Origin of the sequence: Pelagibacterium flavum, from assembly GCF_025854335.1 — a bacterium.
Taxonomy (GTDB): Bacteria; Pseudomonadota; Alphaproteobacteria; order Rhizobiales; family Devosiaceae; genus Pelagibacterium; species Pelagibacterium flavum.
This window is the reverse complement of sequence record NZ_CP107716.1, coordinates 3391386-3412301: the sequence shown is the minus strand read 5'-3', so window position 1 is coordinate 3412301 and position 20916 is coordinate 3391386. Positions and strand designations below refer to the sequence as shown.

The 20916-nt window shown below is 61.8% G+C and carries 20 protein-coding genes; 11 read left to right on the top strand and 9 right to left on the bottom strand.

Annotation, left to right across the window (positions count from 1 at the left end):
- Nucleotides 1–125: 125 nt before the first annotated feature.
- The 4 genes from argE to eutB form a co-directional block, all read right to left on the bottom strand.
- A complete protein-coding gene (gene argE / locus OF122_RS17130) occupies nucleotides 126–1292 on the bottom strand; it encodes an acetylornithine deacetylase (protein ID WP_264225393.1) in 1167 nt (388 codons plus the stop codon).
- A gap of 73 nt (nucleotides 1293–1365) precedes the next feature.
- On the bottom strand, nucleotides 1366–2550 hold the full coding sequence (locus OF122_RS17125; RefSeq protein ID WP_264225392.1) for a M24 family metallopeptidase: 1185 nt from the start codon (nucleotides 2548–2550) through the stop codon (nucleotides 1366–1368).
- A gap of 33 nt (nucleotides 2551–2583) precedes the next feature.
- Nucleotides 2584–3576 carry an ectoine utilization protein EutC gene (gene eutC, locus OF122_RS17120; protein ID WP_264225391.1) on the bottom strand — a complete coding sequence of 331 codons (993 nt, stop codon included), beginning with the start codon at nucleotides 3574–3576 and terminating at the stop codon, nucleotides 2584–2586.
- A gap of 180 nt (nucleotides 3577–3756) precedes the next feature.
- The gene (gene eutB, locus OF122_RS17115; protein ID WP_264225390.1) at nucleotides 3757–4749 is read right to left on the bottom strand and encodes a hydroxyectoine utilization dehydratase EutB; all 993 of its coding nucleotides are present in this window, start codon (nucleotides 4747–4749) and stop codon (nucleotides 3757–3759) included.
- A 393-nt stretch (nucleotides 4750–5142) separates the two neighbouring features.
- Here eutB and ehuB point away from each other — a divergent pair, with 393 nt between their 5' ends.
- From ehuB to OF122_RS17090, 5 genes are all read left to right on the top strand, one after another.
- The gene (gene ehuB / locus OF122_RS17110) at nucleotides 5143–6012 is read left to right on the top strand and encodes an ectoine/hydroxyectoine ABC transporter substrate-binding protein EhuB (RefSeq protein ID WP_264225389.1); all 870 of its coding nucleotides are present in this window, start codon (nucleotides 5143–5145) and stop codon (nucleotides 6010–6012) included.
- 113 nt (nucleotides 6013–6125) lie between these two features.
- Nucleotides 6126–6797 (top strand): ectoine/hydroxyectoine ABC transporter permease subunit EhuC, encoded by a 672-nt coding sequence (gene ehuC, locus OF122_RS17105; protein WP_264225388.1) that lies wholly within the window; start codon nucleotides 6126–6128, stop codon nucleotides 6795–6797.
- 4 nt (nucleotides 6798–6801) lie between these two features.
- A complete protein-coding gene (gene ehuD / locus OF122_RS17100; RefSeq protein ID WP_264225387.1) occupies nucleotides 6802–7494 on the top strand; it encodes an ectoine/hydroxyectoine ABC transporter permease subunit EhuD in 693 nt (230 codons plus the stop codon).
- The gene (gene ehuA / locus OF122_RS17095) at nucleotides 7491–8270 is read left to right on the top strand and encodes an ectoine/hydroxyectoine ABC transporter ATP-binding protein EhuA (RefSeq protein ID WP_264225386.1); all 780 of its coding nucleotides are present in this window, start codon (nucleotides 7491–7493) and stop codon (nucleotides 8268–8270) included. The genes ehuD and ehuA overlap by 4 nt, the downstream gene beginning before the upstream one ends.
- A gap of 124 nt (nucleotides 8271–8394) precedes the next feature.
- A complete protein-coding gene (locus OF122_RS17090) occupies nucleotides 8395–8919 on the top strand; it encodes an Lrp/AsnC family transcriptional regulator (RefSeq protein ID WP_264225385.1) in 525 nt (174 codons plus the stop codon).
- A 170-nt stretch (nucleotides 8920–9089) separates the two neighbouring features.
- Here OF122_RS17090 and OF122_RS17085 read toward each other — a convergent pair whose 3' ends face one another.
- A complete protein-coding gene (locus tag OF122_RS17085) occupies nucleotides 9090–10019 on the bottom strand; it encodes an aldo/keto reductase (RefSeq protein ID WP_264225384.1) in 930 nt (309 codons plus the stop codon).
- A 187-nt stretch (nucleotides 10020–10206) separates the two neighbouring features.
- Here OF122_RS17085 and OF122_RS17080 point away from each other — a divergent pair, with 187 nt between their 5' ends.
- From OF122_RS17080 to OF122_RS17065, 4 genes are all read left to right on the top strand, one after another.
- Nucleotides 10207–11697 carry an NAD-dependent succinate-semialdehyde dehydrogenase gene (locus tag OF122_RS17080; protein WP_264225383.1) on the top strand — a complete coding sequence of 497 codons (1491 nt, stop codon included), beginning with the start codon at nucleotides 10207–10209 and terminating at the stop codon, nucleotides 11695–11697.
- Nucleotides 11698–11706: 9 nt separating this feature from the next.
- A complete protein-coding gene (locus tag OF122_RS17075; protein ID WP_264225382.1) occupies nucleotides 11707–12459 on the top strand; it encodes an NAD(P)H-dependent oxidoreductase in 753 nt (250 codons plus the stop codon).
- Between the two features lie 10 nt (nucleotides 12460–12469).
- Nucleotides 12470–13840: an aspartate aminotransferase family protein gene (locus OF122_RS17070; protein ID WP_264225381.1), complete on the top strand. Its 1371-nt coding sequence runs from the start codon at nucleotides 12470–12472 to the stop codon at nucleotides 13838–13840.
- 226 nt (nucleotides 13841–14066) lie between these two features.
- Nucleotides 14067–14276: a cold-shock protein gene (locus tag OF122_RS17065; RefSeq protein WP_264225380.1), complete on the top strand. Its 210-nt coding sequence runs from the start codon at nucleotides 14067–14069 to the stop codon at nucleotides 14274–14276.
- Nucleotides 14277–14334: 58 nt separating this feature from the next.
- On the opposite strand, the gene OF122_RS17060 is transcribed toward OF122_RS17065, so the two are convergent.
- The 4 genes from OF122_RS17060 to dld form a co-directional block, all read right to left on the bottom strand.
- A complete protein-coding gene (locus OF122_RS17060) occupies nucleotides 14335–14853 on the bottom strand; it encodes a DUF1697 domain-containing protein (RefSeq protein ID WP_264225379.1) in 519 nt (172 codons plus the stop codon).
- Nucleotides 14850–15710 carry an aldo/keto reductase gene (locus OF122_RS17055; protein WP_264225378.1) on the bottom strand — a complete coding sequence of 287 codons (861 nt, stop codon included), beginning with the start codon at nucleotides 15708–15710 and terminating at the stop codon, nucleotides 14850–14852. Before OF122_RS17055 ends, OF122_RS17060 begins: the two co-directional genes overlap by 4 nt.
- 132 nt (nucleotides 15711–15842) lie before the next feature.
- Nucleotides 15843–17828 carry a PhoX family protein gene (locus OF122_RS17050; RefSeq protein WP_264225377.1) on the bottom strand — a complete coding sequence of 662 codons (1986 nt, stop codon included), beginning with the start codon at nucleotides 17826–17828 and terminating at the stop codon, nucleotides 15843–15845.
- Between the two features lie 508 nt (nucleotides 17829–18336).
- Nucleotides 18337–20022: a D-lactate dehydrogenase gene (gene dld / locus OF122_RS17045; RefSeq protein WP_264225376.1), complete on the bottom strand. Its 1686-nt coding sequence runs from the start codon at nucleotides 20020–20022 to the stop codon at nucleotides 18337–18339.
- Nucleotides 20023–20288: 266 nt separating this feature from the next.
- Between dld and OF122_RS17040 the strand changes: the two genes are divergently transcribed.
- On the top strand, nucleotides 20289–20495 hold the full coding sequence (locus tag OF122_RS17040) for a cold-shock protein (RefSeq protein WP_014129445.1): 207 nt from the start codon (nucleotides 20289–20291) through the stop codon (nucleotides 20493–20495).
- A gap of 171 nt (nucleotides 20496–20666) precedes the next feature.
- Complete coding sequence (locus OF122_RS17035; RefSeq protein ID WP_264225375.1) at nucleotides 20667–20897, top strand: hypothetical protein; 231 nt, start codon at nucleotides 20667–20669, stop codon at nucleotides 20895–20897.
- Nucleotides 20898–20916: the final 19 nt, after the last annotated feature.

The window sequence follows — 20916 nt, the reverse complement described above, 5'->3', positions numbered from 1 at the left end:
CCCAACGCTTGAGACGGAGCCGCCACGCTGCCGGCTACTGGATCCCGGGTCTCCGCCCGGGATGACTGCAGAGTGCAAATGCACCGCGCCCGTCGTCATCTCCCCGCGAAAAATCCTCACCCAACCTATTGATGCTTTTCCAGCCCCTCGATCATGTCCAGACACGCTGAAAGCTGGTCGAGTTCGACGAATTCGTCGGGCTTGTGCGCCTGTTCGATCGAACCCGGCCCGCAGATGACCGTATCGATGCCCATTTCCTGAAACAGGCCCGCCTCGGTTGAAAAGGCCACGCATTCGGCGGGGTCCTCATTGCCGGTCAGCGCGCGCACCAGCGCGACGGCTTCCGATTTGGTCATCGGTTCGAGCCCGGCCACTTCCCCGATGGTTTCGGTGATGACCGCCGCGTCGGGATGGATGTCCACCATTTTCGGCAGCAGCACATCCTCGACAAAGCCGGTGATCTGCTCGTGTGTGAAGGCGAAATCGCCCGAATTGACGTGCCGCAACTCCCATTCGACCGAGCATTGGCCGGGAATGATGTTGCGCGCGATGCCACCGGCCATTTTCCCGATCTGGATCGTCGACCAGGGCGGATCGAACCGGCTGCCCTCCGGCGCGCGCGATTTCAGCGCCCCGCCGATTTCGAGCAGCTTGGTGACGTACTGCACCGCATATTCGACGGCATTGACCCCCCGGTCGGGCATCGAGCCATGGCCCTCGAGCCCGGTGAAGTGGGTGGTGTATTCGCAGCACCCCTTGTTGCCCTCGACGATCTTCATCATGGTCGGTTCGCCCACGATGCACAGCGAAGGCTTGCGGCCGGTCGTCTTGAGCTCGTTGAGCATCACATGCGCGCCAAGACACCCCACCTCTTCGTCATAGGTGAAGGCCAGATGGATGGGGCGTTTGATCCCGATTTCCTGGAAATAGGGCGCGAAAGCCAGCGTGCAGGCGATGAACCCCTTCATGTCGCACGCCCCGCGCCCGTAGATTTTCCGGTTGCGCAGCGTGGCCGTGAAGGGGTCCGAACTCCAGTCCTGCCCTTCCACCGGCACCACGTCGGTATGCCCCGACAGAACGATCCCGCCGTCGGCCTCGGGCGGGCCGAGCGTTGCGAAAAGGTTGGCCTTGTTGCCCGTCTCGTTCAGCGTCAGATAGGTGCGCGTGCCGATCTGGTCGAGCCGGTGGTTGATATAGGCGATCATCTCGAGATTGCTGTCCGCCGACACCGACTCAAAGCCGATCAGGTCCGCGAGGATTTCGAGCGTTTCACCGAGCAGTCTATGGGCCAAATCAAACTCCACAATATTTGGTTAGGGCCGCGCCCCTCTGGGGAGAGGGTCGGGGCGAGGGGCCTTGCCCCTTCTAGTTCTTCACAAACATCTCGCGCGGCACATTGGCCAGGCACTCCGGCCCGCCCTCGTCGGTGATGCGCATGGTTTCGGTGATCTCCAGCCCCCATTCGGGCGTCCAGATGGCTGGCATGAAATGGAACACCATGTTGGCGCGCAGAATCGAAGGGTCGCCCGGACGGATGCTCATTGTGTGTTCGCCCCAATCGGGGGGATAGGACAGCCCGACCGAATAGCCGGTGCGCGAGGTCTTCTCGACGCCGTATTTCTTGAGCACGCCGAAAAACGCATCGGCGATTTCCCCACACGTATAGCCCGGCTTGGCTACCGCCATGCCCGCCTCCATGCCTTCGAGGACGGCTTCCTGCGCCCTGAGCATGTCCTTGGGCGGCTTGCCCAGATAGCCGGTGCGTGAAATCGGGCAGTGATAGCGTTTGTAGCACCCGGCGATCTCAAAGAACGTGCCTTCGCCCTTGACCATCTCGCGGTCGTCCCAGGTCAGATGCGCCGCCGCCGCATCGCGCCCCGAGGGGGTAAGCGGAACGATTGCCGAATAGTCTCCGCCATAGCCATCGGCGCCGACCAGGGAGGCGTGGTAGATTTCGGCGACCAGTTCGTTCTTGCGCAGACCGGGCCGCGTCACCTCGCGGATACGTGCATGCATCGCTTCAACGATCCGTGCAGCGCGGCGCATATATTCGATCTCGGCTTCCGATTTGACAGAACGCTGCCAGGTGACGACCGAAGTGGCATCGGCCACTGCCACATAAGGAATTTCGGCGCGCAGCGTTTCAAGGCACCCGGCGGTGAAATAGTAATTGTCCATCTCGACGCCGATGCGGCGCTGGTCCCAGCCCTTGTCCTTGAGCACACCGCACAGATGCACATAGGCGTGCTTGTCGGGGTTCTGCACGAAATCATCGGGATAGAAATAGATCGATTCCGTTGCCAGCCATGTGGTCTTTTCAGCTCCCACCGCATCCATGGGGCGCCCCCACCACAAGGGCTCGTCGGTGAGTGAAACGATCACCGCCTGATGCACGTAAAAGCTCCATCCGTCATAGCCGGTCAGCCAGTGCATGTTGGAGGGATTGGTGACGATCAGAACGTCGATGCCCTGCGTCTGCATCGACCGGCGGACGGCCTCGAGGCGCTCGTAATATTCGGGCAGGGTAAAGGGCAGGCGGGTATTGGGCATTTTGCCTTGGCGCTCCAGAAAAAGACCTGACGATCAGGTCTGAAAGAGTGTGCCCGCGCCGCTGGCAAGCGCGCGGGTTCGGGCCAGGGTGGCAATCGCCGTATCCTGAACCCCGGTGCCGGTGAGATCGGCGAAGGTGATTTGCGTTTGAGATGTCCGGCCCGGCACTGTCCCGGCGATCACTGCGCCCAGTTCGGCAAAATTGTCCCCTTCGCCCACCAGTCCCGCTTTGATGGCGTGGTGCAATTCGCCCAGAAGCCGGGTCTGGCTCAACCGGTCGGCGACATAGAGATCGGCTTTTTTGACCAGCGCGGGATCGATCTCGTTCTTGTGCTCGGCGTCCGACCCCATGGCGGTTACATGCTGGCCGGGTTCGATCCAGTCGGCCAGAACCAGCGGTTCGGTGGCCGGGGTGGTGGTGACCACGATGTCGGCACCGCGCACCGCCGTCTCGGGGCTGCTGGCCACCAATGCGGCGATCTTCAGTTTCAGCGAAGCGTGCCGCGCCAGATCCTCGGCCTTGCCCCGGTCGCGCGCCCAGATGACGGCCTTCTTGATCGGGCGCACCAGCGCCAGCGCTTCGAGCTGCAGTTTCGCCTGCATGCCGGCCCCGATGATTGCGGCACTTTCCGAATTTTCACGCGAAAGATGCCGTGCCGCCACCGCGCCCGCCGCCGCCGTGCGCACATCGGTCAGGTACCCGTTGTCGAGCAGCAGCGCTTCGAGCAGCCCCGTTTTTGCCGACAAGACCACCATAAGCCCGTTTGTCGAAGCCAGCCCGATCTTGGGATTGTCAAAAAACCCCGGGCTCATCTTGATGGCAAAACTGTCCAGCCCCGGCACATAGGCGGTCTTGACGTCCACCTCGCCATTGGCCTCGGCAATGTCGAGCCGAAGGATCGGCGGCATCGCCACCTTGCCTCCGGCCAAGGTGCGGAAAGCGTCCTCGACGCATTGAACGGCCTCGGGATCGAGCGGCACGAGCTTTTTCAGGTCGGCTTCGGTGAGGATCTGCACATCAGCCATCACACGGCCTCCTGAGATTGGGGCGCGGCTTCAAGATGGATTCCGGGAACAAGTCCCGGAATGACAGTCGAGTGTATGGTGAGCGCGAGAGCTTACTTCCCCCCATTGTCATTCCGGGACTTGTTCCCGGAATCCAACTAAAGGCATCAGCAAAGCGCCCGGCGGTAGTGAAAATCCCCATCACGCCGCCTCCCGCAGGGCCTTGTGCGTGCCCGCAACGATCTGGGCATGGACGCCCATGTCGATATTTTTGCCCGACAGCACCAGCGCGGTCGGGCCCCTCGGTACGAATTTGCCCGAAAGGATCGCCCCGATTCCAACGGCCGCAGCGCCTTCGAGCACCTCGCGTTCCTCGGCATATCCGTGTGCAATCGCTTCGGCGATTTCCCGCTCGGTCAAAACAATGGTCTCGTCCACCAGATCGCGCACCATTGAAAAGGTATAGCGGTTGGACAGCCCGATTCCCCCGCCCAGCGAATCCGCGAGCGTTTCAAGCTCTTCGACCTCGACCGGTTTGCCCGCCGCAAGGCAGGCGACCATGGCCGCGCCGCGCTCCATGCACACCCCGATGACGCGCGTATTGGGCGAAACCGTCTTGATCGCCAGCGCGACCCCCGCGATCAGCCCGCCACCGGAAAGCGGCACCAGCACCGCGTCGAGCTCGGGTGCATCCTCTAAAATTTCCAGCCCGATCGTGCCTTGTCCGGCGATCACCTCGGCCTTATCGAAAGGCGGGATATCGATGAGCCCTTCTTCGGTAACCAGCCGGTCCACCTCGACCTGCGCTTCGTCCTGGCTCTTGCCCACGATCCGCGCTTCCGCGCCGAGCGCCTTTATCGCCTCGACCTTGTTGGATGGCACCAGAGACGACATGCAGATCACTGCCCGCGTCCCCGCCGCCTTGGCGGCATGGGACAGGGCACGGCCATGATTGCCGGTGGAGGCCGCCGCAACTCCGTGCCCGCGCTCGTCAACCGAAAGCGAGAGCACCGCATTGGTCGCGCCGCGCAGCTTGAAGCTGCCGGTCAGTTGCTGCTGTTCGTTTTTGAGGAGGATCGTCTGCCCGCTCGCTTTGGACAGCGACAGGCTTTCGGTCAGCGCCGTACGGTGTACGAGCGGGCGTATGCGTCGGCGGGCTGCCAGCACGTCTGCCATCGTCACCATTGCGGCCATGCACCACTCCTTGGGTCCAGCGTAAGAGTCAGCCGACACGCCGGCTCTATGCGCCACGATCGGGCTGGTCCGGCAAATTTGTCCAACGACTATGCAGCCCCGGCGCGAGGGCGGTCCTTCCATTTTGACCCCGCCGGCGCAGTCGATCTTGCTGCCAGACCGCGCCCTTATAGACGTATCGTCCCTCGACTTGTGGCGAGAAGTTGGCAACCCTAGCCCGTGTTAAAGCATTATGTGCAGCGAACGCTCAAGTTCGGCAGTGATGAGGCGGCTTTGTCCCTGGAGTGACTTCGGGAATGATGCTGCCCGACTTTCGGTGAATTGGAGCCATATTTGGTCTCAATTGCCGCACTGCGCACAATGTCAGCGATAATATCAAAGGACAGGAACATTATGCACGCAACAATTTCCAAGGCCCTCAAAACAACCCTGCTCGCCAGCGCCGCAGCGCTCACCGTCGCAGGCGCCGCGCAGGCGGCGAGCCTTGAAGAAATCCAGGAGAGCGGTTCGATCCGCATCGCCGTCGCCAACGAAATTCCCTATGGCTATATCGATCCGGTTTCCGGCGAAGCCATGGGTGCCGGCCCCGACGTGGCCAAGCACATCGTCGAGGAACTCGGCGTGACCGATATCGAATGGATCACCACGGACTTTTCCTCGCTGATCCCCGGCCTTCAGGCCGACCGCTTCGACATGGTCGCCGCCGAGATGGCCATCATCCCCACCCGCTGTGCCACGGTCATCTATTCCGAGCCCAACACCTCATACGGTGAAGGTCTTCTGGTGCCCGCCGGCAATCCCGAAGGGCTGAGCGGCTATGCCGATTTCGCCGAAAATTCCGATCTGACCGTCGCCATCATGGCCGGCGCCAACCAGCTCGACATGATGCAGGCGCTCGGTGTGTCCGAAGACCAGCTCGTGACGATCTCGTCGAACGCCGACGCGATCTCGACGGTTTCGACCGGCCGCGCCGACGCCTATGCCGCAACCGGTCTGACCGCCAGCGAACTGGCCGGCCAGAGTGATGCCGTGGAAGTGGCTGAAGGGTTCACCGATCCGGTCATCGACGGCACCGAACAGCGCTCCTGGGGCGGGTTCGTCTTTGCCCAGGGCAATGAAGAGCTGCGCGACGCGGTCAACGAAGTGCTGGCCGAATACAAGCAGACCGACGAATGGCTCGAGACCGTGTCCGGCTACGGCTTTACCGATGCGGACACCTCGCGCTCGTTCGACATGAGCACTGAAGAGCTTTGCACCGAATAAGCTCGGCTGTGTGATCTGATCTGCCGGCGGGCGCTGCTCAATCTGGCCGCGCCCGCCGGTAAATTGGTTAGGCTTCACCCGTATCCATAAAAAGCTAGGTCGAGAACGCCTTCATGGAATGGACGCAATATCTCAGCCCCCTGATGCTGGGGGCTTGGGTGACCATCGAGCTGACGATCTATTCAACGGTGTTCGGAGCGATTCTTGCGTTCGCTGCAGGCATCGGCAAGCTCGCCCATAACCCGCTCATCAAGGCGATTTCGATAGGATATATCGAAATTTTCCGCGGCACCTCGCTGCTGGTGCAGCTGTTCTGGTTGTACTTCGCGCTGCCGGTCGCAGGGCAAGCCATCGGCATCGACCTGCGCCTGCCCCCCGTGGTCGCCGGGGTGATGGCGCTCTCGCTCAATATCGGGGCCTATGGCGCCGAAGTGGTGCGCGGGGCCATCCAGTCGGTTTCCAAGGATCAGTACGAGGCCGCCAAGGCGCTCAATTTCACGCCGCGCCGGACGCTCTGGCGCATCGCGCTTCCGCAGGCCATCCCCGAGATGATGCCGTCTTTCGGCAATCTGGCCATTCAAAATCTCAAGGATACCGCGCTCGTTTCGCTCATTTCCTTGTCCGATCTGGCCTTCCGCGCCGAGCAATTGCGCAATTTCACCCAGGATTCGACAACGATCTACACGCTGGCGCTGCTGATGTATTTCGGGCTGGCGCTGGTTTTGACCGCCATGATGAAGCTGCTCGAGCGGTTCGTTGGCCGCTGGCGCGCCGGAGCGAGGTAAGAAAATGCTTTTCGGAATCGCATGGGACACCTCCTCGGGCTGGGCGTTTGCCGCGTCCATATTGCCTATTCTTCTCATCGGCATGTGGGTGACCATTCAGGCCACCGTGCTGGGCTTTTTCATCGCGCTGGTCGTGGGGCTGGTCTGGGCCGCGCTCAAGGCCGCACCGCTCAAGATCATTTCCTGGCCCGCCGCCGTGGTCACCGAGTTTTTGCGTGACACGCCGCTTCTGATCCAGCTGTTCTTTCTCTATTACGTGCTGCCCGAATTCGGCATCACGCTGCCCGCCTTCATGACCGGTGCGCTGGCGCTGGGCCTGCAATATTCGGCTTATACCTCCGAGGTCTATCGCGCCGGTATCGAGGCCGTCGCCAAGGGCCAGCACGAGGCGGCGCGGGCGCTCAACCTTTCGGGTGGCCGCACCTTCACCCACATCATCCTGCCCCAGGCCATCCCGCGCATCATCCCGGCCATGGGCAATTATCTCGTCTCGATCATGAAGGACGTGCCGCTGCTTTCGGTGGTGACCGTGCTTGAAATGCTCAACGTCGCCCGCATCATCGGCGACAGGACGTTCAACTACCTGATCCCGCTCTCAATGGTGGGTGGGATCTATCTCATCATGACCCTGGTGGCTTCGACGGGCGTTCGCTTCGTTGACCGCGCCCTGCCCAAAAGAGGGATCCCGCTCAAATGACCGACCCCATCATCAAGTTCGACAAGGTCGTCAAACGTTTCGACACCTTCACGGTCATCAACGAACTCGATTTCGAAGTGCAGCCGGGCGAAAAGGTCACCATCATCGGGCCGTCGGGCTCGGGCAAATCGACGGTGCTACGCATCCTGATGACGCTCGAGCCGATTTCCGAGGGCGTGGTCTATGTCGATGGCGATACGCTCTGGCACGAAAAGGCCGGGGACGGGAGCCTCAAGCCGGCCGGCGAGGCCCATCTGCGCAAGATGCGCGAAAAGATGGGCATGGTGTTCCAGCAGTTCAATCTGTTCCCGCACATGACCGTGCGGCGCAATCTCACTGAAGCGCCGACCCAGGTTCTGGGCGTCTCGAAAGCCGAAGCCAAAGAGCGCGCCGACGATCTGCTTGAAATGGTGGGCCTGACCGACCAGGCCGACAAATACCCCCACCAGCTTTCCGGCGGCCAGCAGCAGCGCGTGGGCATCGCCCGGGCGCTGGCCATGCGGCCCAAGATCATGCTGTTTGACGAGCCGACCTCCGCGCTCGATCCCGAACTGGTGGGCGAGGTGCTCGGCGTCATCCGCCGTCTGGCCGAAGAACACGATCTGACCATGCTGCTGGTCACCCACGAGATGAATTTCGCGCGGCAGATTTCCGACCGCGTCTGCTTTTTCGACCGCGGCAAAGTGCTCGAACAGGACAAGCCCGAGGTTCTGTTCACCGACCCCAAGGAAGAGCGCACGCGCGAATTTCTCAAGGCCGTTCTGGAAGGCAACTAGCCCTTCCCGACGGCGCCCGGCAGGTTTGGCTCACCGGACTTGGGTTTCGGTGAGGCTTTGTGCTGTGAAACTTTTCTTGTCTTAAATCTGGACGTTAGCCCCCCCAAGAGAGTAGCTTGCGCCGATGCAAAAGCATTTGGCAAAAAGGGGCGCTGCCATTCGCCAGGCTCAAATCAAGCTCGATGACCGGGACCTGAAAATTCTGGCGATCCTCCAGCGCGAGGGCCGCATACCCAAGGCTACGCTCGCCGAACGGGTCAACCTCACGCCCACCCCCTGCTGGGAACGTCTCAAACGCCTCGAAGACGCCGGCATTATCGAAAGCTACGGTGCACGCATTTCGCTGCGTGCCTTCGGCCCGCTGACCATCGTTTTCGTCCAGATCGAACTCGAAAGCCATCAGGCCGAGGATTTCTCCCGCTTCGAGACGGCCATCGGCAATATCGAGCGGATCGTCGAATGCTGGGCCGTGGGCGGTGGCATCGACTACATGCTCAAGATCATCACCCGCGACCTCGAGGATTATCAAAAGCTCATCGAGGACCTGCTCGCCGCCAAGATCGGCGTGCGGCGCTACTATTCCTACGTTGTCACCGCCCCGGTAAAGGACACGCCTTTGCCGGTGAGCGCGGTGGCCGAGGCGGGGTAGAGGGGCTTACAGCCTATCGGCAAAGCCGCGATGTGCTGGAATCCCGGTCAGGGGTGAGCGAAAATTGTGGCTTTCAAGAACCGGAACGGAGCGTACTTCAGGTACGTGAGTACCGGAAGCGCAGAAAGGCGCTATTTGCAGCCACCCATCACCGGGATAACGGCACATCGTCAGGGCAGCGTATGCCCCGCTGCCGTAAACAGCCGATACCATTCCTCCCGGCTCAGCTCCACATCCGATCCCGCCGCCGCTTCCGCCACCCGGCTGGCTTTGGTGGTGCCCAGCACCACCTGGATATTGGCCGGATGCCGGATGATCCATGCCACGGCAATGCCCGATGGCGTCACGCCATGGGTTTCGGCCAATTCGTCGAGCACCGCGTTGAGCGCGGGAAACCGCTCGCGGTCGCCCACGAAAACGCCATCGAAAAACCCCGCCTGAAACGGGGACCATGCCTGCAAAGTCATGGTGTTGAGCCGCGAATATTCCAGCAGCCCGTTATCGCGGCTCGCCGATTGCTCAAGCCCGGCCATATTGGCCGCCACCCCTTGCGCGAACATCGGCGCGTGAGCGAGCGAGAGTTGCACCTGATTGAAGATCAGCGGCTGGCGCACCGCCGTCTTGAGCAGCTCGATCTGCCCCGGCGTATGGTTGGAGACCCCGAAATGGCGCACCTTGCCCGCCGCGTGCAGCGCATCGAACGCCTCCGCCACCTCTTCGGGTTCGACCAGCGTGTCGGGGCGATGCAGCAGCAAGACATCGAGGTAGTCGGTCTTGAGGGCCTTAAGCGATTCATCGACAGTGGCGGCGATGTGATCGGCCGAAAAATCGAAATACCCCTTGCGGATGCCGACCTTCGATTGAACGGATATCTGCTCGCGTTCGGCCGCTGAGATGGCCACAGCCTCGCCGAACCGCGCCTCGCATTTGTGCCTTTCCCCGCCATAGATATCGGCATGGTCGAACACGTTGACCCCGTTATCGAGCGCGCCGTGCACCAGGGCGTCGATCTCGCCATTCTCCATTTTCGCAATGCGCATCATGCCTAGAACGACACTGGAAACGGCCCGGCCGAACGCGGGGATGTCATAGGTTTTCATTTCGGATCGGACCTTGGGGAATTGGGGAAAGAAAGGGGCGAGTCGGGTCCGGCAGAATAACCCTCTTCGCTTCGGCCATCAAACCATGAGAACCATCGCCTTACCCCCCACCAGTTTGGCGCCCGTCTCTCCCGCTTCCCCGCTATGGTCGGCCTGGTTCCCCGCTAAACGAAGGACTCCGTGCCCCATGTCGAGCCTGTCCGCCAAATATGCCCCGTCCGGCCCTGCCTCAACGCTGACCGATCCCGAGCTGTTCTGCCAGTTGGCCCATATCGCCGGCCGCCCGGTGGCCGCTGCCTCGGGCGAGGATATCGCCGTCACCGATCCCGCCACCGGCGATGTGATCGGCTCTATCCCGGCACTCAGTGCAGAAGAATCCTCTGGTGCCATCGGTCAGGCCGAGACCGCCTTTGCGCATTGGTCGGGCCTGCTCCCCCAGGAACGCTCCACAATCCTGCGCCGCTGGTATGATCTCATCATGGATGCGCGCGAAGACCTCGCGCTGATCATGACCGCCGAACAGGGCAAGCCCATTTCGGAATCACGCGGCGAAATCGCCTATGCCGCCTCGTTCGTCGAATTTTTTGCCGAAGAAGCCAAGCGCCCCAATATAGAATCCGTCACCTCCCACCTCCCGGATGCGGAAGTTGAAATCTGGCGCGAACCGGCCGGCGTTGCGGCGCTCATTACCCCCTGGAATTTCCCCTCGGCCATGATCACCCGCAAGGCCGCCGCCGCATTGGCCGCCGGCTGCACCTGCCTTGTTCATCCCTCATCGGAAACTCCGTTTTCGGCAACGGCCCTCGCCGTCCTCGCCGCCCGCGCGGGCATCCCGGCCGGGGCCTTTAACGTGGTGACCGGCAAGGCGCCCACCGTCGTTGAACCCTGGACCGCGGACGCTCGCGTCCGGGTGCTTTCGTTCACCGGCTCGACCGAAATCGGCAAGCTGCTCTATCGCCAGTCGGCCGGCACCGTGAAACGCCTCGTCATGGAACTTGGCGGCCACGCCCCCTTCATCGTCTTTGCCGACGCCGATCTCGATCAGGCCGTCGAAGAGGCCGTAAAGGCCAAGTTCGCCACCTCCGGCCAGGATTGCCTGGGTGCCAACCGGTTCTTCATCGACCGCCGCATCTACGAAAGCTTTGCCGAACGGTTCGCCGAGGCCGCCGCCGCCCTTTCGGTCGGTCCCGGTTCCACCGATCCCGATATCGGCCCGCTGATGAACGAAAAGGCCGTCGCCAAACAAGTCTCCCACGTCGAGGACGCCCTGGCCAAGGGCGCGAAATGTCTGACGGGGGGCAGGGTGGACGAGAACGGTCCGCTGTTTTTCCAGCCCACAGTTCTCACCGATGTGCCCGCCGATGCCCTCATCATGAACGAGGAAACCTTCGGCCCCGTCGCAGCGCTGACCCCCTTCGACAGCGAGGAAGAGGCCATCGCCCGCGCCAATGCCACCGAATACGGGCTGATCGCTTACCTTCACACCATGGACCCGCGCCGTATCTACAGGGCAAGCCGCCAGCTCCAGTTCGGCATGGTCGCCGTCAACCGCACCAAGGTCACCGGCGCTCCGATCCCGTTCGGCGGCTATAAACAGTCCGGCATGGGCCGGGAAGGCGCCCGGCTCGGCATGGAGGAATTCACGGAAGTCAAATATGTCTGCCGCGATTGGGCGTAAGGGGTTGGTATGAACGTACTCTTCGTCCTTGCTCACCCCGAGCCCGGATCGTTCAACGGCCGCCTGGTCGATATTGCGCGTGCGCACTTTGAGGTGGCGGGCCACCATGTGCGCGTGTCCGATCTTTACGCGCAAGGCTTCGACCCGGTTGAAAGTGCCGCCCATTACCCTGACCGCATCAATCCCGAAATGTTCGCGCCCCTCGCCGAACAGCGCCACGCCTATAAATCGGGGACGCTGCCAGCCGATGTCGCAGCCGAAATCGAAAAGCTGCAATGGGCCGATCTGGTCATCTTCCAGTTCCCCATCTGGTGGCACTCGGTCCCGGCCATCCTGAAAGGCTGGATGGACAGGGTGTTCGTCAGCGGTGGGCTCTATACCAGCAAGATGCGCTACGATCAGGGCTATTTTCGTGGCAAGCGCGCCCTGTGCTCGGTGACATCGGGGGCGCCCGATCTTGCGTTCGTTCCCGGCGGGCGCGGCGGGGAACTGGACCAGATCTTATGGTCGATGCAGTTCTCGCTCTACTACATGGGCTTTGATGTGCTGCCCCCGCATGCCTCGTTCGGGGTTGCCGGCCATGGCTACAGCTATGTGAGTGAAGAAGAATTCAAGCACCAGTTTGCCGCCCTCGAAGCGCGCTGGCTGCAACGGCTGTCTGGCCTGGATGACGACGTCCCGCTCGCCTATCCCGGATGGGACGATTGGGACGAGTTCGGCCAGCCCAAAGCGCTATCTCAAGACAAAAAACACGCTAGATAAGGACCACGAAATGCTCACCAACGATCAGCTCGACCAGTGGGATCGGGAAAATCTGTTCCACCCCTCGACCCACCTCGCCCAGCATGCGCGCGGCGAAAGCCCCAATCGCATCGTCAAGACGGCGTCGGGCGTTTACATCGAGGATCGTGACGGCAACAAATTGCTCGACGCGTTTGCCGGGCTCTATTGCGTCAATGTCGGCTATGGCCGCACGGAAATCTCCGAAGCCATTGCCGAACAGGCCAAAGAGCTCGCCTATTATCACGCCTATGTCGGCCACGGCACCGAAGCCTCGATCACGCTGGCAAAAATGGTGCTCGAGCGCGCGCCCGAGGGGATGAGCAAGGTCTATTTCGGGCTCGGCGGGTCCGATGCCAACGAAACCAACATCAAGCTGGTCTGGTATTACAACAACATCCTGGGCCGCCCGGAAAAAAAGAAGATCATCTCGCGCTGGCGCGGCTATCACGGCTCGGGCCTGATGACCGGTTCGATGACCGGGCTGGCCACCTTCCACAACAAGTTCGATCTCCCGCTCTCCCAGGTGATCCACACCGAGGCGCCGTACTATTACCGCCGCCCGCGCCGCAACATGAGCGAGGCCGAATTCGTCCTGCACTGCGTTGCCGAACTCGAAGCGCTGATCGCGCGCGAGGGCGCCGATACCATTGCCGCCTTCATCGGCGAGCCTATCCTTGGCACCGGCGGCATCGTTCCGCCCCCGCCCGGATATTGGGAAGCCATCCAGAAGGTTCTCGAAAAGCACGACATCCTGCTCATCGCCGACGAAGTGGTCACCGGCTTTGGCCGTCTGGGCACCATGATGGGCTCGGACCATTACGGGCTGCGCCCCGATCTCATCACCATCGCCAAGGGCCTGACTTCGGCCTATGCCCCGCTGTCGGGTTCGATCGTGGGGGACAAGATGTGGCAGGTCCTCATGGACGGCACCGATGAAAATGGCCCCATCGGCCATGGCTGGACCTATTCGGCCCACCCTATCGGGGCGGCTGCCGGCATCGCCAACCTCAACCTCATCGACAAACTGGGGCTCGTGGAAAACGCCGGGAAAGCCGGTTCCTATCTCAACGAGCAGATGAGCGCCGCCTTGAGCGAGCACGCCAATGTGGGCGAAGTGCGCGGCGAGGGCATGCTGTGCGCTGTCGAGCTGGTCAGGGACCGCGACACGGCAACCTTCTTTGATGCCTCCGAGAAAGTCGCGCCCCGCATCGTGGGCGAAATGGCAAAGCTGGGCGTTATCGCCCGCGCCATGCCGCAGGGCGACATCATCGGCTTTGCGCCGCCCCTGTGCCTGACCGAGGCCGAGGCCGATATCATCGTCGAAAAGACCGCCGCGGCCGTCAAATCGGTGCTCGGATAACACCCCTCGATCGAGATGTTCCCGGCGCGCCGACTCAAATCGTGCGCCGGGCCGATGAACGGCCTTGTTTTGGGCGCAGTAGCGTTGTAATGATTATTCTCATACGTTCGATGCGCTTGGCTACCTATCTGCCGGTTTTTCCGGTCACTTGGATATCCTTTATTGCAAGACGTTGGGTTCGGCGCATGTCGCGCCCGAACTATTCGCCATTCGAAAGGATCTCTAGATGATCACTGGCAAAGTAAAATTCTTCAACACCACCAAGGGCTTCGGCTTCATTCAGCCTGACCAGGGCGGCCAGGACGCCTTCGTCCACATTTCCGCTGTAGAGCGCTCGGGCATGACCACTCTGGTCGAAGGCCAGGCCGTTTCCTACGAGCTGGAAAAGGGCCGCGACGGTCGCGCCTCCGCGGTCAACCTGCAGCCGGCTGACTGATTTCGGGCATTTGCCTCGAAATCCAAGGTTTTGAAAAGGCCGCCGCGAGGCGGCCTTTTTACGTGAGCGCTCCGGCCATTTCCGCCAGTTTGGCGATGGTGTTCATGTTGCGCGCCGTGCCCGCTTTGGCCGCAGGGATAACCAGCTTGGATCGTCCCATCCCCGCACCGTAAGACACGTAGATCTCTCGTTTGCCCAGTCGCACCTCTTCGCCCTCGGCGCGGTTGCGCAGGGTATCGAGAGTATCATCGGCCGGCTTTTCGTTGAGAAAGATTGCCACCGTATGGTTGGGCTTGGCGTTCGGAAACGGGTTGGCCTTTAAGACCTCTTCCATCTCTTGTGCTGTCCTGACCACAACGCCCACGGGCTTGCCCGCATAGGCGGCCAGCCGGTCCTCGAGCGCCTTGCGAACCTGGGTGTCACGGAGGTCGGAGGAAAACACCACATTGCCGCTGGCGATATAGGTTTTGACGTCCTCAAACCCCGCCGCCTCGCACATCGCTTTGAGTTCGCTCATCGCTAACTTGCCGGTCCCGCCCACATTGACCGCCCGCAACAGGGCGACATAGGCGCTCATTTGCGTCCGGCCTCATCGAGCGCCGCGAAATCCTCGTCGGAAAGATCGATGCCCGCGGCGGCGACGTTTTCTTCCAGATGGGCGACTTTCGATGTTCCTGGAATGGGCAGCATTACCGGGCTGCGCTTGAGCACCCAGGCCAGAGCGATCTGGCTTGGCGCCGCGCCGTGCTTTCTGGCGATGCCATCGAGTACCGATCCGGGCTTGGCCAGATTGCCCGCCGCCAGCGGAAACCAGGGGATGAACCCGATGCCGTGCTGCTCGCAATAATCGAGCACCTCCTCGCTCCCGCGGTCGATGAGGTTGTAGCGGTTCTGGACCGTCGCGACGGGAAACACCTTTTGGGCCGCTTCGATCTCCTCGATGCTCACCTGGCTCAACCCGGCATGGGCGATGATCCCCTGATCGAGCAGCGTTCTGACCGCGCCGAACTGTTCGTCACGCGGCACGCGCGGATCGATGCGGTGGAGCTGCCAGAGGGCGATCTGCTTGACCCCGAGCTTTTTCAGACTCCTTTGGGCCTGCTCGATCAGGTAGTCGGGCATGCCGTTGGGCGCCCAGCGATCCGGTCCGGCCCGCGTCAGCCCCGCCTTGGTGGCCACCAGCAGGCCGTCATAGGGATGGAGCGCCTCGCGGATCAGCTCTTCGGAAACGTCAGGCCCGTAGGAATCGGCGGTGTCGATGAAATTGACGCCCAGTTCGGGCAGGCGATTCAGCGTCGCGATCGCTCCGTCATGATCGGCAGGCGGGCCCCAGATCCCCCGGCCCGTGACGCGCATGGCCCCGAACCCCAGCCGGTTGATGGTAAAATCCCCCAGCGTGAATGTACCAGAGGCGGCGGCATTGATGTCGCTCATGTTGGAATCCTTTCGTTTGGTGCCACCCTAACGCCTTCAATGGGGCCAACCCAAGGCCCCCGTGGACACGAAAAAGCCGGCACGCGAGACCCCGCGTGCCGGCCCGGTTGTCATTCGGTTTGGGCGTTGACCTTACGCCATGCCGATCTTGCCGCCGTCCGCCTTGGTGATGGCCACGACCGACGGTCGCACCGGCATGTCGTCGCGGAAATCGGGCCAGCGGGTCGAAAGGTCCTCGTAATAGGAGGGGCGTCCGTGGCCGTCCCAATCCTCGCCGCCATCTGCGGGGTGCTGTACCGCAACAAACATGGTGGTGAGGTCCGGGGTCGGCAGGGGGCCGCACATTTCAGCGCCGACCGGCACGCGGTAGAACAGTTTCGAGGTGCCGCGCGCTTCACCATCGGTATCGACGGCCCAAAGCCCGTCGGTGCGCCCTGTGGCCGAGGGCGAATTGCCATCGGTCGAAACCCACAACCGCCCCTCGCTGTCGACGGCGGCGTTGTCGGGCATGCCGAACCAGCCGTTTTCCGTCGTCTCGGTCGAAAAGGTCGCGCCGACTTCCGCGATCGAGGGATCGCCGCACTGGATCAGGATTTCCCAGCGGCCGGTGGTGGCGGCGAAATCGCCACCTTCTTCGTGGATTTCGATGATGTGGCCGAAGGCGTTTTCGGCGCGCGGGTTGGCGGCATCGACCTGCTCGTCGGTGCGGCGCGTGTTGTTGGTCAGCATCACATAGACGCGGCCATTGGTGGCGTTGGGCTCGATGTCCTCGGGGCGGTCCATGGGGGTTGCGCCCAGAAGGTCGGCGGCCCGGCGGGTTTCGATCAGGACGTCCGCCTGGCTTTCAAAACCGTTTTCTTCCGTGAGCGGGCCTTCGCCGAAAATGAGCGGCAGCCATGCCATCGAACCATCTTCTTCAAAGCGCGCGACATAGAGCGTGCCGTCATCGAGCAGGTCCATATTGGCGTTCCGGTCGTCCGCGTTGAACGTGCCGGAGGTTATGAACTTGTAGACATAGTCGAAGCGCTCATCGTCGCCCGAGTAAAAGACCACGCGGCCATCCGGAGCGACGATCGATTCTGCGCCTTCATGCTTGAAGCGCCCCAGCGCCGTGCGCTTTTTCGGCGTGGCGGATGCGTCCATGGGATCGACTTCGACCACCCAGCCGAACCGGTTCATTTCATTGGGTTCTTTGGAAACGTCGAAACGGTCGTGGAAATTGTGCCATTCATACCAGCCGCCGGGAGCGCCCAGACGTTCGTAATTGGCCGCTTCGGCATGACCTTCGGGCAGTTCGCCGGCGAAATAGCCGTGGAAGTTCTCCTCGGCCATCAGATAGGTGCCCCAGGGTGTGGTGCCGCCGGCGCAGTTGTTGAGCGTGCCGCGCACCAGCGTGCCGGTTTCGTCGGCGCTGGTCTTGAGACGGTCGTGACCGGCGGCGGGGCCGGTGATTTCCATTTCGGTTTCGCCGGTGATGCGGCGGTTATAGGGGCTGCCCGCAACGCGGCGCCATTTGCCGTCGACCTTTTCGATTTCGATGATCGAGCCACCATGCGCCATGATCTCGATATTGACCTGCTCCTCCGATAGCGGGCCCTGAACGGCCTCGCCGTCGGTCACGGTCACCAGTCCCGGAAACATCAGGTGCGCGTTGGTATATTCGTGATTGACCAGCAACAGGCCGTGCTCGGACGAACCCTCGATCGGCACGAAGCCGACATAGTCGTTGTTGTAGCCGAACTGGCCGGCCTGCGCTTGCGCCGTCTGGTTGGCGGGGTCGAATTCAGGCGCGTCATTGGTCACCGGATCGCCCCAGCGGATCAGCACATCGGCGTTGTAGCCCTCGGCGACGTGATGGTCGGCATCGACCCCGGCCTCGACTTCGGCGAACGAAAAGACCGAGCCTTCCTGCGCTCTTGCCTTTTCGGCGGTCAGCAGGGCAAGCGGGCTGACGGTTGCGGCAATGGCCGTGGTGGCCAGGGAACCCTTGAGGAAGCCGCGGCGCGAAAAGCGGCGGGAAATCAGCTCGCCCATCGTGGGGTTGGACGTGGGATTGACGGGTTCGAATTCGGCGTTTTCCAGACCCTGGGTCGGAAATTTCGGGTTGTGCTCGTTCATCTGTAAAGCCCTGCTCGTTGCGTTGCGGGGCTCATGGGGCAGGTGTGAGGCCAGTGTCCATGAGCGGTCGGGGCGCTCGATCGGCGACAGGCGGCAGTCTCTGCCGCCCTTTCGCCAGCGCCCATCCGCGGAAACTAGGGCCGGGGAATAACACTGTTATGACATTACATCGGGTCGCGGCGATTGCGCGTTAAAGATCCCTTCTGCCGCCACGCAGGTGCTTCCATTTCAACATGACAGGCTTTAGGGTCAGGACCTATTAATTTCACGCTCACGACGCTGCCGGATTTGTTCAGCCCGGCAGGAAAGGCGTGCCGCCCCTGTCCAGACAGGGGCAAGCGGCTTGACGTACCGGATGGGCAAATCCGGCGCGCCCTGCGGGGTGGGACGCAAATGGCCAAGTGGTGCGTCAAAGAACTCGACCGTATCTCGATACGCTCTTCATTCTTTTCCTGCCACTTGGCCATTTGCGTCTCCATCGTGAACGCGAAATTATTAGGTCCTGACCCTAGGCCCACTGCTTCTTCTTGCTGGTCTTGCCGATGCCGGGGTTGAAGCTGTTGGTGGGGTCGAGCGATCTGTAGAAATCTTCCAGCGCCGGCTTTGCCGCATAAAGGTGCCCGACATTGTGTTCGGCGGGATACTCCGCTCCCCGCGTATCGAGCAGCGCCAGCAGCTTTTCCTTGATCGCGGGGACGTCGGCGCCCTTTTTTATCATGTAGTCCTGATGCATGACGTGGCAGAAAAAATGCCCGCAGATCGATTTGTACTGGATCTGTGCCTCAAGCTCGGCGGGCAGTTCGGGCAGCCAGTCGATCTCGTTGCGCGGCAGTGCCACATCGAGCGCCAGAATGTCTTCAACGGCGTCCGGGTGCGTGGCGCGATAGCGCACGGTGGCGCCCCCGAACGCAAAGCGGTGCAAAAAGGCGTCGGCGCCCTCCTGCGGCGTGCATTCGAAATAATCCCCGCTTGCCGAGGGAAAGATGCGCTCAAGATAGGCCCGCGCTTCGGCGACACCGTCTCCGCCCATGCGGATGATCAGATGATGCTCGAACCGGTCGCGATAATCGTTCATCCGCTTGGGCAGATGCTCGGGCAAAAGCCCGGTGATGACCTGCACGATCCGGTCGGAAATCGTGCCGCCCAGCCCCAGCTTCTCGGTGATCCCGTCCACCCAGCTTTTGGCCGCAAAAGCGGCCGGTATCCGGTCGGTGCCGAACAGCTTGATGATGAGGAATGTGTCCTTGCCGTATTGCTGCGTCAGCTTGTAACCGTCGCGATGCAGATATTCCCCGGCAATCGGCAGATGGGCAAACTGGCTCAGCATGTGCCGACGGATCGTGTTGAGCTCCAGCGGGTCGTTGGACCCGATGTAGAACACCTGGGTGTTGGTGTCCGCCGCAAACGTATCGAGCCGCAGCGCGAAAACCGCCAGCTTGCCCGCGCTGCCCGAAGCCTCGAACAGCTTGCGCGGGTCGGCGTTGAAGCGGGCCGGGGTGTCGGCCTCGATGTCGCGCACATGGCGATGATAATCGTGGTCCGAGGCGCGCCGATTGCCTTCGGGCGCCACATCGGCCTGCGAATACTCGCCGCGATCGAGCCGCGAAAGGATGGTTTCCGCGTCATCGCCCAGCTCGACCCCCAGATGGTTGACCAGTTTGAGCGTGCCGGTTTCATCGACCTGCGCGTAAAGCGCCAGCTCGGTATAGGCCGGGCCGCGCTGGATCAGCGAGCCGCCCGAATTGTTGCACACCCCGCCGGTGACCGATGCCCCGATACAGCTCGACCCGATCACCGAATGGGGCTCGCGCCCGATGGGCCGCAGCGTCTTTTCGAGCTTGTCGAGCGTGGCGCCGGGCAGGGCAATCACCTGGCTGCCCCCCGAGATCAGATCGATACGCGAAATGCGCATTGTGTTGATGATCACGATGGGCCGGTCGTAACCCTCTCCGAATGGGGTCGAGCCCCCGGTAATTCCGGTATTGGCCGCCTGGACAATGACGATGACGCCGGCCTCCACGCACGCCTTCAGCGCCCGCCATTTTTCAACCAGCGTGCCCGGACGCACGACCGCCAGCACATGCCCGTCTCCATAGCGATAGCCCTTCCGGTAGCGCCGCGTGGCGCGATCGCCCACCAGCACATGGCGCTGGCCGACAATGGAACGGAAAGTGGAAACGAGTTTCTCGGTCATGGGCGGTCCTCTTTTCTGGCCGGGGACCATAACGCCATGGGCGGGGAATGGAAGAGCCCTCGCGTAAACGGGCGCCGCTTGCTTGCATGCCACATTTGCTATAGTGTTATGTGATCACGTTGGATGCTCTTGGCTACCTGATCGCCCGGTTCGCCGGATACTTGGATATCCTCAATTGCTAGACGTTGAGCCGCAAATCCCCCACGGGGTTTGGGCGGCCTTGGCGCATGTCGCGTCGGGGTCCACTGCCACTGAAAGGATCCATGATGATCTCGGGCAAGGTAAAGTTCTTCAATGCAACCAAAGGCTTCGGCTTCATTCAGCCCGATCAGGGCGGCGAAGACGCATTCGTGCACATCTCCGCTGTCGAGCGCGCCGGAATGGCGACGCTGGTCGAAGGCCAGGCTGTGAGCTACGAGCTCGAAAGCGGCCGCGACGGACGCAAGTCGGCCATCAATATCCAGGCTGCCTGATACGATTAAGGCCGCCTTTCGAGCCCAAGCTCCAAAGGCGGCCTTTTTTTACGAGCGTTTCCAGGACAAGTGGGTAGCACTTGTCGGGCTGGGAAACGCGACAAACAAGGACTTGGATCGTTGCGCCGTTTCCGTGAAACGGTGAAATTATCTAATTCAGGAGATATCTCAATGGAAGCTCCGCCCAAGGTGAGCCCGCAGCGCAAATATGCCGAGATGGAAGCGCGCCAGAAAGAGGCGTTGCGCCAGGAGGAGATCGCGCTTGACGCGACCCGTGCCAAGACCGAGCGCCTCAAGGCCCTGCGGCTCGAAAAAGAGCGCAAGGACGCCATCGAAAAGGCCGCCAAAAAGGCAGCCCCCAAGAAAAAAGCCGCTGTGCGCCGCAAATCCGCGACAGCCTGAAGACCATTCGACACAGGGG